General features: G+C 62.0%; 9 protein-coding genes and 1 tRNA gene. 6 read left to right on the plus strand and 4 right to left on the minus strand.

Annotated elements, in window-relative coordinates; all coding sequences use genetic code 11:
* Nucleotides 1-134 precede the first annotated feature (134 nt).
* Nucleotides 135-998 (plus strand): helix-turn-helix domain-containing protein, encoded by an 864-nt coding sequence (locus ACILSQ_RS16280; RefSeq protein WP_395744712.1) that lies wholly within the window; start codon nt 135-137, stop codon nt 996-998.
* 244 nt (nt 999-1,242) lie between these two features.
* On the opposite strand, the gene ACILSQ_RS16285 is transcribed toward ACILSQ_RS16280, so the two are convergent.
* The 3 genes from ACILSQ_RS16285 to ACILSQ_RS16295 form a co-directional block, all read right to left on the minus strand.
* Nucleotides 1,243-2,697, minus strand: coding sequence for a DUF1501 domain-containing protein (locus ACILSQ_RS16285; RefSeq protein ID WP_395744713.1), 1,455 nt, complete (start codon nt 2,695-2,697; stop codon nt 1,243-1,245).
* 79 nt (nt 2,698-2,776) lie between these two features.
* Nucleotides 2,777-5,884 (minus strand): PSD1 and planctomycete cytochrome C domain-containing protein, encoded by a 3,108-nt coding sequence (locus ACILSQ_RS16290; protein ID WP_395744714.1) that lies wholly within the window; start codon nt 5,882-5,884, stop codon nt 2,777-2,779.
* A 72-nt stretch (nt 5,885-5,956) separates the two neighbouring features.
* Nucleotides 5,957-7,372, minus strand: coding sequence for a dihydrolipoyl dehydrogenase family protein (locus tag ACILSQ_RS16295; RefSeq protein WP_395744715.1), 1,416 nt, complete (start codon nt 7,370-7,372; stop codon nt 5,957-5,959).
* Nucleotides 7,373-7,573: 201 nt separating this feature from the next.
* On the opposite strand from ACILSQ_RS16295, the gene ACILSQ_RS16300 reads away from it, so the two are divergent.
* Entirely contained in the window at nt 7,574-8,872 is a 1,299-nt protein-coding gene (locus ACILSQ_RS16300; protein WP_395744716.1) for a Gfo/Idh/MocA family protein, read from the plus strand.
* Between the two features lie 231 nt (nt 8,873-9,103).
* Nucleotides 9,104-9,538, plus strand: coding sequence for a hypothetical protein (locus tag ACILSQ_RS16305; RefSeq protein WP_395744717.1), 435 nt, complete (start codon nt 9,104-9,106; stop codon nt 9,536-9,538).
* Between the two features lie 145 nt (nt 9,539-9,683).
* Here the strand turns inward: ACILSQ_RS16305 and ACILSQ_RS16310 are convergent, their stop codons facing one another.
* A complete protein-coding gene (locus ACILSQ_RS16310) occupies nt 9,684-10,454 on the minus strand; it encodes a TrmH family RNA methyltransferase (protein ID WP_395744718.1) in 771 nt (256 codons plus the stop codon).
* A gap of 86 nt (nt 10,455-10,540) precedes the next feature.
* Here ACILSQ_RS16310 and ACILSQ_RS16315 point away from each other — a divergent pair.
* The 3 genes from ACILSQ_RS16315 (at nt 10,541) to ACILSQ_RS16325 (ending at nt 13,891) form a co-directional block, all read left to right on the plus strand.
* Nucleotides 10,541-10,615: transfer RNA gene (locus ACILSQ_RS16315), tRNA-Thr, on the plus strand.
* Between the two features lie 287 nt (nt 10,616-10,902).
* Nucleotides 10,903-12,312 (plus strand): DUF1501 domain-containing protein, encoded by a 1,410-nt coding sequence (locus ACILSQ_RS16320; protein WP_395744719.1) that lies wholly within the window; start codon nt 10,903-10,905, stop codon nt 12,310-12,312.
* A 121-nt stretch (nt 12,313-12,433) separates the two neighbouring features.
* Nucleotides 12,434-13,891 (plus strand): hypothetical protein, encoded by a 1,458-nt coding sequence (locus tag ACILSQ_RS16325; protein WP_395744720.1) that lies wholly within the window; start codon nt 12,434-12,436, stop codon nt 13,889-13,891.
* Nucleotides 13,892-13,919 lie beyond the last annotated feature (28 nt).

Raw genomic sequence — 13,919 nt, forward strand, 5'->3', positions numbered from 1 at the left:
GCCGTGGTGGACTCCAGAATAAACGAAGACTGCCTGTGCCTCTTTGTGGATGATTTATGTCTTATTCTGCTAAGGTGGTCTGGAATAGCTGGTAGATGCGGGGCAGTTTGGCGTATCTGATTTTCAAGATACGCATGCCGATTCGTCGCAAATACCTGAACTACACCACGCCGTGGGGCGTGGATCTGGCGCGTGTGGCGCAGGCGGGCTGGACGCCGTTTTTGATCCATGAGAGCGGCTACCAGCCCGCGCTGGAAAACTGGAACCATCAGGGCGTGGACTCGCCCTTCTGGCGCTTTTACCACAACCCGAAGCCTGGCTGTCATCTGCTGTTTCAGGGGCGCAAGATCCCGCTGGGGCCGCAGTGCGCGGTGCTGATCCCTGCCGACACCGTCTTTGACTGCTGCGGGCCGGTAAGGGCGAGTCACTTCTGGCTGCACTTCACCACCGCGAGGCCGGGTGTGACGATGACGGCGGAACCCATCGTCATTGACGTGGATGATGCACTGAGGCCCATGCTGACGCGGCTGATCTCCACCCACCGCGAGGAGCAGACGGAGCTGCGGGACCACCGCCTGCACCACCTCAGCGCGGCGCTGCTGCACACGGTGTTTGCGGCGCTGGAAACCAGTTCGCCACCTGCGCTGCCGGAACGTCTGGCAGCGGTGCTGGCTCTCATTGCACGTGCGCCGCACAGCCGGCTGACGAATCCGTTTTTAGCGGAGCGTGCGGGCATGAGTGTGGAGAGGTTTATTCGCGCCTTTCGTGAGCACACCGGGCAGACACCGGCCGCGTATGTGCTCGGAACGCGGTTGCGGCTGGCGGGAGAGGCGCTGGCGCTGACGGACAAGACGATCGAGCAGATCGCCGTGGAGTTTGGGTTTCCAAACCGGCACTACTTCAGCCGCATGTTTGCCCGGCAGGTGGGGTGCGGACCGGGAGAGTTTCGCGCGCGGCAGCGAGAGCGGAAGTCTGCGGGAATGACGAAATCAGAATGAGGAATGACGAATGAACTCGGAGGATCGAGCTTCGTGACGGTGGGCGGGCGGGAGTTAGCGGCGGCGCGAGATGATCGAGGACCCATTCTCCGCTAAAGCTATGAAGGGCAGGCTGAGTTCGAGTAGGAGGACGAGGACGAGGACGAGGACGAGGACGAGGACGAGAAAGTGTGGGCTTGGACGTTTGATCGCGCTCCACACTTTAGGGAGGAGGAGTATGAGTAGGAGGAAGAGGAGGATTGGGCTACGCCAAGACTCCCTTCACCACATTCCCCGCAATGCCGGTCAGGCGCATGTCGAGGCCCTGGAACTTGTAGTTGAGGCGTTCGTGGTTGATGCCGAGGAGCTGCATGATCGTCGCGTTGAGGTCGTGCACGTGGACGGGGTCGCGGACGATGTTGTAGCTGTAGTCGTCCGTTTCGCCGTAGGTGGTGCCTTTTTTGACACCGGCACCGGCCATGAAGAGGGAGTAGCAGCGGGGGTGGTGGTCGCGGCCGTAGTTCGTGGGGGTGAGCGTGCCCTGGGAGTAGATGGTGCGGCCGAATTCGCCGCCCCACACAATAAGAGTGTCATCCAGCAGGCCGCGCTGCTTGAGGTCTTTGATGAGGGCGGTGGTGGGCTGATCGGTGTCGTAGCACTGGCCGCGGATGGCATTGGGCAGGCCGCCGTGGTGGTCCCAGCCCATGTGGAAGAGTTGGATGCAGCGCACATCGCGCTCGGCGAGGCGGCGGGCGAGCAGGCAGTTCGCGGCATAGGTGCCGGGCTTTTTCACTTCGGGGCCGTAGCTGTCGATGATGTGCTGCGGCTCCTTGGAGATGTCCACCAGATCGGGGACGCTCATCTGCATACGAAATGCCATTTCATACTGGGAGATACGGGTGGCGGTTTCGGGGTCGCCGAAGGCTTCGAAGTCGCGCTGATTGAGCGCGGCGAGTTCATCCAGCATCTGGCGGCGCATGGGGCGGTCCACACCAGCGGGATTGGAGAGGTAGAGCACGGGGTCGCCGGAATTGCGGAAGCGCACGCCCTGGTGCTGCGTGGGCAGGAAGCCGCTGCCCCAGAGGCGGTCATAGAGCGGCTGATCATCGCGGCGACCGGTGCCGAAGGAAGTCATCACCACATAGGCTGGCAGATCGCGATTGGCGCTGCCGAGGCCGTAGCTGAGCCAGGAGCCGATGCTGGGGCGACCGGCGAGCTGGGAGCCGGTCTGGCAAAAGGTGATGGCGGGATCGTGATTGATCGCCTCCGTGAACATGGAGCGGATGACACACATCTCGTCCGCCACGGTGGAGAGATGAGGCCAGAGCTCGCTGAGCCAGATGCCGCCCTGGCCATGCTGTGCGAATTTGAAGAGCGATGGAGCGACAGGAAAAGCCTTCTGGCCGGAGGTCATGGTGGTGAGGCGCTGGCCCTGGCGGATGCTGGCGGGCAGATCCTCGGCGCGGTGCTTTTCCATCTGCGGCTTGGGATCGAAGAGATCGAGCTGCGAGGGCGCGCCGGACTGGAAGAGGTAGATGATGCGCTTGGCCTTCGGCGCGAAGTTGGGGAAGTAACGCGTGGGGGACGCGGCGGCGGCTTCTTGCTGCAAAAGTCCTCCGAGCGCGGCCGCTCCGATGGCGGCGGAGGAGTTCTTGAGGAAGATGCGGCGGTTGAGCCGGTCCTGAGCTTGGAGCAATGAAGGAGTGAGCTGCGGATGCATGGCGGAGGGGAATTGAAGGTAGAAAAATTAGGGGTAGAAAAATTTTCCAGACTTCTGAATTTTGAAATGATCTGTCCTGTCAATCACGGGTGATGACGCGGTCGAGATTCAGAATCACGGAGGCGGTGGTGGTATAAGCTGCCAGTTCGGCAGCGTTCAGCGAAGCATCCGGCTTCGTGGCGCCCTGAGCGATGAGGGCGGTGGCCTCGGTGGGTTTGGCCTGGAATTCAGCGAGGCGCTGCTTCACGCCAGCGGCCAGTTGCTTGAGCGCTGCGGGCTCGATGGCCTTGCCCGTGGCGCGCTGGTAGCCGTAGGCGATGCGCTGCTCAGGCGTGGTGCCGCCGTGCTGCATCATCTGCTGGGCCAGGCCGCGTGCGGCTTCCACGAAGGTGACTTCATTGAGGAGGGAGAGCGCCTGCAGGGGCGTGTTGGTGCGGCTGCGTTTCACGGTGCAGATCTCGCGTGTGGGCGCATCAAAGAGGAGCATGGTGGGCGGTGCGGCGGTGCGTTTCCAGATAGTGTAGAAGCTGCGGCGGTACAAGCCTTCGCCGGTGTCGGCCTTGTAGCCGCGGAGGTCGCCGTACTTGCTGGTTTCGTCCCACACGCCTTCGGGCATGTAGGGCTTCACGCTGGGGCCGCCGATCTTGGGCACCAGCAGTCCGGCGATGGACAGCGCCTGATCGCGCACCACCTCACCGGGCAGGCGGAAGCGTGGGCCGCGGGCGAGCAGGCGATTCTCGGGATCTTTTTCGAGCAGGGCGGGCGTGAGCTTGGACGACTGGCGATATGTGGCGCTCATGACGATGAGCTTTTGCAGGGCCTTCATGTCCCAACCGCAGCGGATGAATTCGGTGGCGAGCCAGTCGAGCAGTTCAGGATGCACGGGATACTCGGACTGCGTGCCGAGGTTCTCGGTGGATTTGGAAAGGCCGACGCCAAAGAATTTCTCCCACGCGCGGTTCACCCACACGCGGGCGGTGAGCGGATTTTCTGGAGACACGATCCACTGCGCGAGGCCGAGGCGGTTTTGCGGCGCATTCTTCGGCATGGGCGGCAGCACGGCGGGCGTGGCCATGGTGACTTTGTCGCCGGGCTTGTCATACTCGCCGCGTTTGAGGATGAAGGCATCGCGCACAGGGCCTTCTTTCATGACCATCACGGAGGGGACGTTGCGCTCGTATTTGTCGAGCTCGGCCTTTGCGGCGGCGAGCGCGTAGTCGGCATCGCGCAGGGGGCTGTCCACGCTGGTGCGATAGTACTTTTCCAGCTCCGTGCGCTGTTTGGGCGTGCGGTTTTCAGTGGGTGTCTTCAGCACCGCCAGCACGGTGGCGGGCGGTCCGCCGGTGCCGTCGATGCTGGCCAGCGCGGGCTCGGCATCGGTGCTGGAAAGGCGGAAGCGGCCCATGTTGTGCCCGCCAAACTTGGACTGGTGCAGCAGGCTCACGGTCAGCGTGGCGCCTGCGGGCACGCGCATGGATTTTTCCATGATGAACATGGCATTGCGCTCCACGCGCTTCGTCGGGTCGTTGCCATCGATGGCCCAGCCGTTCTTCGGGTCTTTGTCGAGCAGCAGCTTCACATCGTAACCCTTCTGCGCGTAGTCGGCCTCGGCGCGGGTGAAGGCGATTTTGACCGGCCTTCTCAAGGTGGGGGCGGTGATGGTGCCTTCGATGCCGGTGAGCACGAAGTTGCCATTGGACGCGCGGCCGAGGCTTTGATTGGGCAATGAAGGATCTGGCAGCGCCTCCAGCAGCAGGCCGCTGAAGCTGCCCTCCGCGAGCGGTGTGGTGACGGTGTAGCTATCGGAGGCTGGATTGGTACCGCTGGCGAGCCAGGAGGCGTCGGCCTGTTTCGTCAATGTGGCGCCGCCCTGAGACTTTGCCTCGATCACCGGCAGCACATTCCACATGGGCTTTTTCAGGGCTTCGGGGTTGTCCATCTCGGCTTCCCAACTGGCCACGAGGTTGGGAAGCTGGAGCTGCACTTCCGTCACCTGCTCCTGCGCGTCCTCGATCTTTTTGCGCAGAGCCGCAAGCTGCTGCTCCTCAGCGGCATTGGGCACGGTGATCACGGGGTCGGAGTTGCCGCCGCTGCGATTGGACGAGCCCTGGATGGTGCCGCTTTCGGCGATGTTGTTGAAGAAGGCGAAGAAAGAATAGAAGTCCTTTTGCGTGAAGGGATCATACTTGTGGTCGTGGCAGCGGCAGCAGTTCAGCGTGAGGCCCAGCCAGGTGAAGCTGGTGGTCTCCACGCGGTCGATGATGTTTTCGATACGCCACTCCTCGGCGATGATGCCGCCCTCGCCATTGATGCGGTGATTGCGATTGAAACCGGTGGCCACGATCTGCGGACGCGTGGCATTGGGCAGGAGATCGCCGCCGATCTGCTCCAACGTGAACTGGTCGAAAGGCTTGTTGTCATTGAAGGCCTTGATCACCCAATCACGCCAGGGCCACATGGCGCGGCTGCTGTCGGTCTGGAAGCCGTGGCTGTCGGCGAAGCGGGCGAAGTCGAGCCACTGCATGGCCATGCGCTCGCCGTAGTGCTCGGATTTGAGGAGGCGGTCCACCACCTTCTCGTAGGCCTGCGGAGATGTGTCTTTTTCAAAGGCGGCGATTTCTTCCAGCGTGGGTGGCAGGCCGGTGAGATCCAGCGTGACGCGGCGGAGGAGGGTGGCGCGGTCGGCTTCGGGTGCGGTGTGAAGCTTCTCCTCCTGCAGGCGCTCGGCGATGAAGGAGTCGATGGGATTGCGGATGGTGAAGGCAGCATCCTTGATCTGCGGAACGGGGGCGCGCTCGGGTTTGATGAAGGCCCAGTGGCCCTGATACTCCGCGCCTTCGGTGATCCACTGGCGGAGGATGGCTTTTTCTTCGGCGGTGAGGGGCTTGCCGTCTTTGTCCGGCGGCATGACGTCGTCATCGTCATGCGGCAGTTCGACGCGGGCGATGAGCTGGCTCAGCTCGGGCTTGCCGGGGACGAGAGCGATGTCTCCGGACTTCGCGGGCTTGATGGCGCTTTCGCGGAGATCGAGGCGCAGGTCGCCTTTGCGATGGCTGGCATCGGTGCCGTGGCAATGAAAACACTTCTCATTGAGGATGGGCCGCACATCGCGGTTGTATTTCAGTTTGGCAGGCCCCGCTGTGAGCAGGGCGGGGAGGGCCAGGAGGATGCAAAGAGCTCGGCGCATGGTGGGGACGTAGTAAGATGCTAACGTCCGCCGACACCTGCCTTTTCTTGGGATTGTGATGTCCTATGCTGCTCAGCCCGCCATCTGGTCGGCGATTTCCTCCGCGGGGTAGGTCCAGATTTCGCTCAAGGTCGGATGATAATGCGGGATGGCCATGAACTGCTGCACGGTGGCGTTGAAGTTCATGGCGATGACGACTTCGTGGATGAGTTCGGTGGCCTCAGGGCCGACGACGCAGGCACCGAGGATCTCGCCGGTTTCCTGGTGGGCGAGCATCTTTACGAAGCCGGCGGTTTCGCCCATGACCATGGATTTGCCGTGGTCGTTGAAGGGATAGCTGGCTTCGAGGAAGGGGATATTTTGTGCTTTGAGCTGCTCGGTGGTGGCACCGACCACGGCCATCTGGGGGTGGGAAAAGACGCCGAAGAGGGTGAGGCGGTAGTCGATGGTTTCATCAGCGGGTTTGCCCGCAAGGAGCTTGGCGGCATTGCGCGCGGAGATTTCTCCCTGCTGGATGGCGATGTGAACGACATCGAGCGGGCTGCAGACATCTCCGGCGGCGAAGATGTGCGGCTGGGAGGTCTGCATGCGGTCATTGACGATGACTTTGGATTTGTGCAGCGACACCTTTGCGGCTTCGAGATCGAGGCCGCGCGTGGCGGGGATGCGGCCCATGGCGAGGAGGATTTCATCGACGAGGATGGAGTGCGTGTGGCCATCCTGTGTGAAGGAGATGCGTTTGCGGCCTTCGTGTTTGGAGACGCTGCTCAGGTGCGTGCCCAGGTGCATTTTCATGCCGCGCTCGGAGTAGGCTTTCACCAGGACGTCGCTGCATTCGCGGTCCTGGCCGGTGAGGAGCTGGGTGTTCCGCTGCAGGAGCGTGATGCCGCAGCCCATGGCTTCGAGGTAGTGGGCCATTTCGAGAGCGATGGCACCACCGCCGAGGACGGCGATGGTTTTTGGCAGGATGTCCGCATCCAGCACATCATTGCTGGTCCAGTAACCAGTCTCAGCGAGGCCGGGGACATCTGGGACCATGACTTCTGAGCCGGTGGCGATGCAGAAGCTGCGCGCTGTAACGCGGAAGGAGGCAGAACTATCGCGGGGCTGTACTTCGAGAGTGTGCGCATCCACAAAGCGCGCATAACCGCGATGGAGCGTGAAGCGGCCGTCTTCGAGCTGGCCCTGGCGATAGCCTGCGAAGTCGGCGATGAGGGCGCGTTTGCGGTCGCGGATGGTGCGGACGTTGACGCCGTGGGAGGTGGCCTTGAGGCCGAACTCCTCCGCGTGGCGGATGTGGAGCTGGCGGTTGGCGGATTCGATGAGGGTCTTGCTGGGCATGCAGCCGCGCAGGATGCAAAGGCCGCCGAGCTCTGAGGCACCGTCGATGACTGCGACGCGGAGGCCGGCGCTGTGGGCGGTGCGGGCTGCTGCGTAGCCACCGCTGCCGCCGCCGATGACGATGAAATCGAAAGATGTGTCTGACATGGGAAGAGGTGTGGAGAGAGATGAGGGGATACGCAAGGCTGGGAGGTTGAGAGAAGATTTTTTTGGTAGAAAGATTAGGGGTAGAAAAATTTCAGAGTCCAGAAGGGGTCTGGGGTTGTCTGATTTCGCCCAAACTTTGTCCTTCAAAACACAGGGGTGGGTTTCGTAGCATTCATGAATCCAGCCATCACCCAACCAGCCATGAAGACACGCCGCTCCTTCCTTTCCCAGATCATTGCAACTGGTGTCGCTCCGGTGTTTGTGCCTGCGCATGTGCTGAGGGCGCAGACGGCGCCGTCGAACAAGATCACGCTGGGAGTGATTGGCGTGGGCTCGCAGGGGACGCATGACATGAAGGCGTTTTTGAATCATGACGATGTTCGGGTGACGGCGGTGTGCGATGTGAACAAGAAGAACATCGAGCGTGCGCAGCAGGCGGTGGCGGAACGTTATGGGAGTGCGGATGTGAAGGTGGTGAGCGATTTCCGTGAGCTGAACCGGGACAAGGGCGTCGATGCGGTGCTGATGGCGCTGCCGGTACACTGGCACAGCATTCCGGCGACGGATGCGATTTTGAATGGGAAGCACATTTACCATGAGAAGCCGATGGGGATGTCCATGCAGGAGTCGAAGCATGTGCGGGCGGCGGTGAAGAAGACCGGCGTGGTGTTTCAGTTTGGCACGCAGCAGCGGAGCGATCTGAAGTTTCGCTGGGCCTGCGAGCTGGCGCGCAATGGGCGGCTGGGGAAGCTGAAGGAGATCCAGGTGGGCGTGCCGGGCGGCAAGATCGGACCTGATTTTCCTGAGCAGCCCGTGCCGGAGCATGTGGACTGGGAGCGCTGGGTGGGACCCGCGCCGATGACGGCTTTCAATGTGGAGAAGCTCAAGCGGGACAACCACGAGAACATCACGAATTTCTCGCTCGGCATGATCTCGTGCTGGGGCATTCATCATCTGGACATCGCGCAGTGGGGGAATGGCACGGATGAAACGGGGCCGATCAGCGTGGAGGGGGAGGCGACGTATCCTGACAAGGGAGGGTGCGATGCGGTGCTGACGTGGAAGGTGCGCTTTGAGTATGCGAACGCGGCGCCGATCACCTTTGTGAATGAGAAGAACATGGACATCGGCCATGGCACGCGCTTCATCGGCGAAAACGGATGGGTGCATGTGCTGCGTGGAAACATCAAGGCGGGCGATGATGCCATTCTGCGCGATCCGGCGAACAAGGCGGGGACGATGCCGGTGAAGCTGATCGAAAGCATCGAACACACGCGCAATTTTGTGGATGCGATCAAGAACAAGCAGCGGGCGATTTGTGATATTGAAACGGCGGTGAGGTCTGACACGCTGCCGCAGCTCACGGCGATGGCGCTGAAGGCGAAGAGGAAGCTGCTGTGGGATCCGCAGACGGAGACGTTTACGAATGACGGGGCGGCGAATGCGCTCATGAATGCGCGGCCGTTCCGTGGGGAGTGGAAGCTGCCGGGGATTGGGTAGGCGGAGGTCAAGGGGGGCAACGAGGCGGCGGTGGGATAACTGGGGACTTGGATGCCGGCGCTTCATTTCCCGCGCTCCTTCAGAGCGCTACCTTGAACTGGGAGAGGCCTTGTCATGCGATACCCAGGGCTTGCTCCGCTGCGCCCTGGGCTGACTCCTGCGGGCCGTCAGCCCGCGTCAGGTGGAGTCGTGTTAATTGACAAACTGCAGTGCGTGGCGGTCATTTTCTGCATGTCTGATGCCGCCGAGAGTTCTCAATTTGTCTTCAAGCGCACTTGGTCCTATCGCTGGATCGGGGCTCCGGTGTGTCTGTGGGCGGCGGTTTGGATTTTTAGCAACATGGTTCAGGATGGTCTTAAAGACTGGCGTTTTGGCGCCCTTTTCGTGGCGGGGTGTCTGTGCGTGGTGCTAGGCCTGTGGCTGCCATCCCGCCTGGCGGTGTGGCCGCTGCGTGTGCTCGGCGGGATGATCTCTGTGGTGATGGTCTTTTCTTTCATGGATACCTGGGAGAGACGGGCCCAGGTGCCTGGGTTTGGCGGCTGGCATGGGGTGTATGAGATCCTGCGCGCCTCGAAGGGTGTGTTTCTGCTGACCTTTCCCGGCATGTGGTTTGCACTGACGGGCAAAATCGGCTGGAGAGAGGATCAGCGGCCGGTCATTGTTTGAAATGATTCAAGTGGTCTGAAGCGGGACCGCTGAAGCCGGTACTATAATACGAAAGGCGAGATGTGTCGCGGAGGCTAGGGCGCGGGCGGTGCGTTAGGATCGAGGACGAGTTCGAGTAGGAGGACGAGGACGATTGACTGAATGACTAGCGGCGCTGCCTTACCGCTTCGAAGAGGATCGCTGCGCCGGCGGCGGCGACGTTGAGAGATTCCACGGGCGTATGCAGCGGGATGCGCACGCGGGTGTCGCAGGACTGCATGATTTCGGGGCTGGCGCCGCGGCCTTCGTTGCCGAGGATGAGGAGGGTGGGCTGGCGCCAGTCGTAGTCGTAGTGGAGGAGGTCGGCTTCGCCGGTGGCGACGACGGCCTTGAGGCCACGAGCGCGGCAGGTTTCGAGGGTGCCGAGGCCGGAAACATCCGGCAGGATGGGCAGGCGGAAGGCGGAGCCCATGGAGCTGCGCAGGGTCTTGGGAGAGAAGGCATCGGCCGAGCCAGCGAAGGAGAAGAGGCCGCTGACGCCGGCGGATTCGGCGGTGCGGACGAGGGTGCCGAGATTGCCGGGGTCCTGAATGCGGTCGAGGCCGAGGATGAGCGGGGCTTTGCCTTCGAAAAGGCGGTCCAGTGCCGGGAAGGGGCGCTCGGCGATGACGATGATGCCCTGCGTGGAGGTGGTGTCGCTGAGGGATTCGAGGACGGATTCGGAGAGCTGATGCACCGGGCAGGAGATGCGCTCCAGCAGCGCTTGCTGGACAGGGGAGGGGACCTCGGCGGTGAAGCAGGCGTGCAGTTTCAGTCCAGAAGACACGCACTCGCCCACGAGACGCTCGCCTTCGATGAAGATGAGCTCTCGCTCACGGCCTTCGCGCACGCGGCGGGCGTGTTTGATGCGTTCGTTGGAAGAGCTGGTGATGAGCATGCGGGGCTGATCATCTACCGTCTATTCCGCTTGTAAATCCATTTGCCGAATCATCTCCGGCGTTTATTATCCTGACCCTCACGAATGCCTGCATAGCTCAGTGGTAGAGCAGCGGTTTTGTAAACCGCAGGTCGTCGGTTCGACCCCGACTGCTGGCTCCATTTGAAAACTTTCCAAAGTGTCTGGTGTCAATGGTTTGATGGGCAAGGAGGGGCCAAACGACCTCTCTCAAGCGGGCAAAAGTCCCGGCATTCCAGGTCAGAATGCGTCGGGTGTGCCATTTTCCAGCGGCAATGACTGCCAGAGACCGACGAATTCTCTCATCTTAGGCCTTTCATGCCGGTGATGAGAAATCTCGGCGAGTGGTGCCGTAATTCTCCAGTCCCGGGGTCTGCACGGGGCATGTGGCACGCAGCTGCATTCCATTTGTCACGAACAGCCACTGTTTATGAACGTCCTCCCGACCTCGCGCCGCCGGTTTCTTCAAGCCGGTGGCATCGGCGCTCTGAACCTCGCCATCCCGGGACTGGTCGTGGGGAAGGACAAGCTGGACGCCTCAGGCAAAGCGGTGGCTTCGAAGAAGCGCTGCATCTTTCTGCTGCTCTGCGGCGGCCCGAGCCAGCTCGACACCTGGGACCTCAAGCCGGACGCACCGTCCGAGATCCGGGGCCCTTATAAACCCATCCGCACCAAGGTGCCGGGCATGCACCTGAGCGAGCTGCACCCGATGCTGGCGAAGGTGACCGATCAGTTTTGCCTGATCCGCTCGATGACGCATCCGGGGCCGATCAACAACCACTTCGACGCGATGCACAACCTGCTCAGCGGGCAGTTGATCGAGCGCGTGAAGCAGGGCGAGCCCGACGGCCTGCCCTATCTCGGCTCCGTGGTGGCCAAGCATCTGCCGAGCGAGCACAACCTCGTCTCCAACGCCTGGCTGATCAAATGCGTGGGGCAGCCGGTCTTCTGCGCGCCGAATATCGGCTCCGGAGGCTACCTTGGGTCCGCGCATGCGCCGGTGTTCGTCGGCTCCGAGAGCAACCATCCCGCGATGCCGAATTTCAGGCCGCCGGAGATCTATGACATGGGCGATCCCGAGCGTCTGTGGGAACGGCGCAAGCTGCTGGCCGATCTGGAATCCAAGCTCCTCGCGGACAATCCGCAGGGCAAGGACTGGAACGAACTCCGAGAGAAAGCCTACGACTCCATGACCCGCCCGGAAGGCCGGCAGGCGTTTGATTTGAAGAGTGAGCCGCTGGCCGTGCGCGAACGCTATGGCATGCACCCGCTCGGCCAGAATCTCCTGCTCGCCCGGCGTATGGTGGAGGCAGGCGTACGCTTCATCACCGTCAATGGCTGGGTCGGTGCCGCGCCGGATGAAAAAGGTGGCGGCCCGCCCAGCTCCAGCTGGGACATGCATGGTGGCAACATGGGCATGGGCAACGCCTTCGGCGGTGGTTCCTATGGCATGAACTTCTGCCTGCCGCGCCTCGATCAGGCGCTCTCCGCGCTCCTCACCGACCTCAAGCAGCGCGGCCTGCTGGAAGACACGCTGGTCGTTGCCGTGGGCGAATTCGGACGCACGCCCATCATCCTGACGCAGGGGCCTCCGGGACGCCAGCACTGGCCCAAGTGTTTCTCCGCCATCGTCGCCGGTTGCGGTATTCGCGGCGGTGCGGTCTACGGCGAGTCCGACAAGACAGCCTCCGCTCCGGTGAGCGACCCCGTCACCGTCCAGGATCTCCACGCCACCGTGCTGCATGCCTTGGGGGTGCCCTTGAACGATCTCACCATGAACACGGGCCTGTCCCGTCCGCCCTTCTCCACAGGCAAGCCCGTCATGGGTCTGTTTGGATAGTGTGGTGCGGAGCGCGGGGCGAAGCGAACGCAGAGGAAATCAACGTTCTCCTGACCCCGACCGGTCCACGAGCTTTGTCTTGAGACTCGAAGAAAGGGCTGTTGCGGCCCGTTTGTCGCTCATGAGACTTCTTCTGGTTCTTCTTGTCACGAATTCGCTGTGCGCCGCCGAACTCCGCATCGGCTCAGCCACAGTCAGCATCACGCCGGACAAGCCGGTGGCTCTGGCTGGACAGTTTGGCACGCGCATTTCGCAAAGCGTGGAAGCTCCGATTATCGCCGCCGCCGTGGCGATTGAGTCGGTGGAAAGCGGCAAGGTGGTCGATCAGAGCATTCTCATTTCCTGCGACCTCGTGGCGATCCATCACTCCGTGCTCGCCCAGTTTCGGCAGCATTTGAAGCCGCTGCTGCCCGATTTCGATGTGCGGAAGGTCATCGTGTCCGCTACGCACACTCACACCGCGCCGGTGACGTCCGAGATTCCTGAGGAGACGCTGATCACCTACGCGATCCCCAAGGAAGGCGTCATGCAGCCGGTGGAATACACCGCGTTTCTCGTCGAGCGGCTCTCGCAAGCCGCTGTACAGGCCTGGAAGGGCCGCAAGCGGGGTGGTGTGAGCTGGACGCTCGGGTTTGCCCAGGTCGGCGAAAACCGCCGCTCGGTCTTTGCCGATGGTCACGCACAAATGTATGCGAAGACGAATGACGCGCGTTTCCGTCACATGGAGGCCGGCTCCGATTCGGGTGTCGAGACGCTCTTCTTCTGGAATGCGGAGAAGCAGCTTCAAGCCGTCGCGATCAACATCGCCTGCCCATCGCAAGAAGTGGAGAGCCGCAGCGCGCTCAACGCCGACTTCTGGCATGACGCACGGGAGCGGTTGAAGGCCAGATTGAACATGCCTGACCTCACGGTGCTCGGCTGGTGCAGCGCGGCCGGTGATCAATCGCCACATCCACAGTATCGCAAGGACGCCGAGGCACGCATGATCGCCCTGCGTGGTCTCACGCGGCAGCAGGAACTCGGCCGCCGCATCAGCAATGCCGTTTACGACACGGTCGATGCTGCAAAGGCCGACATCCGCACTGATACGTCCTTCGGCCACATCGTTGAAGACCTGCCACTGCCGCCGCGCAAGATCCTCGAACGTGAGTATGTGGACGCGAAGAAGAACATCGCGCAATACAGCGTCGTCGAGAAGCCGGACAACCGCGTCATCACGATGCTGGCGCTCGAAAAAGGCATCGTGAAGCGGTTCGAAGAGGCGGACAAGCTGCCGCCTTATGGCATGGAGCTTCATGTGCTGCGTCTCGGCGACATCGCCATCACCACGAACACGTTTGAGCTGTATCTCGACTGGGGCATCCAGATGAAGGCTCGCAGCCCCGCTCAGCAGACCTTTGTGCTCCAGCTTACGAATGGCTGCGGCATGTATCTGCCAACCGCGCTCGCCATCGAAGGCGGCAGCTACAGCGGTCTGCCGCACGTGAACAAGGTCGGTCCTGAAGCCGGGCAAATCCTCGTCGATCAAACCGTGCGTGCCATGCAGGCCCTGTTTCCATCACCTGCCGTGGTGAAATAAGACATGTTGTCGCAATTTGCGATGCGCG

Origin of the sequence: Prosthecobacter sp. (genome assembly GCF_044227185.1) — a bacterium.
Taxonomy (GTDB): Bacteria; Verrucomicrobiota; Verrucomicrobiia; order Verrucomicrobiales; family Verrucomicrobiaceae; genus Prosthecobacter.

What these genes read in the sequence shown, in the direction of transcription:
- ACILSQ_RS16280 (WP_395744712.1), top strand. Translation starts at nt 135, where the DNA reads ATGCCGATTCGTCGCAAATACCTGAACTACACCACGCCGTGGGGCGTG.
- ACILSQ_RS16295 (WP_395744715.1), bottom strand. Translation starts at nt 7,372, where the DNA reads ATGTCAGACACATCTTTCGATTTCATCGTCATCGGCGGCGGCAGCGGT.
- ACILSQ_RS16305 (WP_395744717.1), top strand. Translation starts at nt 9,104, where the DNA reads ATGTCTGATGCCGCCGAGAGTTCTCAATTTGTCTTCAAGCGCACTTGG.
- ACILSQ_RS16325 (WP_395744720.1), top strand. Translation starts at nt 12,434, where the DNA reads ATGAGACTTCTTCTGGTTCTTCTTGTCACGAATTCGCTGTGCGCCGCC.
- ACILSQ_RS16290 (WP_395744714.1), bottom strand. Translation starts at nt 5,884, where the DNA reads ATGCGCCGAGCTCTTTGCATCCTCCTGGCCCTCCCCGCCCTGCTCACA.
- ACILSQ_RS16310 (WP_395744718.1), bottom strand. Translation starts at nt 10,454, where the DNA reads ATGCTCATCACCAGCTCTTCCAACGAACGCATCAAACACGCCCGCCGC.
- ACILSQ_RS16320 (WP_395744719.1), top strand. Translation starts at nt 10,903, where the DNA reads ATGAACGTCCTCCCGACCTCGCGCCGCCGGTTTCTTCAAGCCGGTGGC.
- ACILSQ_RS16285 (WP_395744713.1), bottom strand. Translation starts at nt 2,697, where the DNA reads ATGCATCCGCAGCTCACTCCTTCATTGCTCCAAGCTCAGGACCGGCTC.
- ACILSQ_RS16300 (WP_395744716.1), top strand. Translation starts at nt 7,574, where the DNA reads ATGAAGACACGCCGCTCCTTCCTTTCCCAGATCATTGCAACTGGTGTC.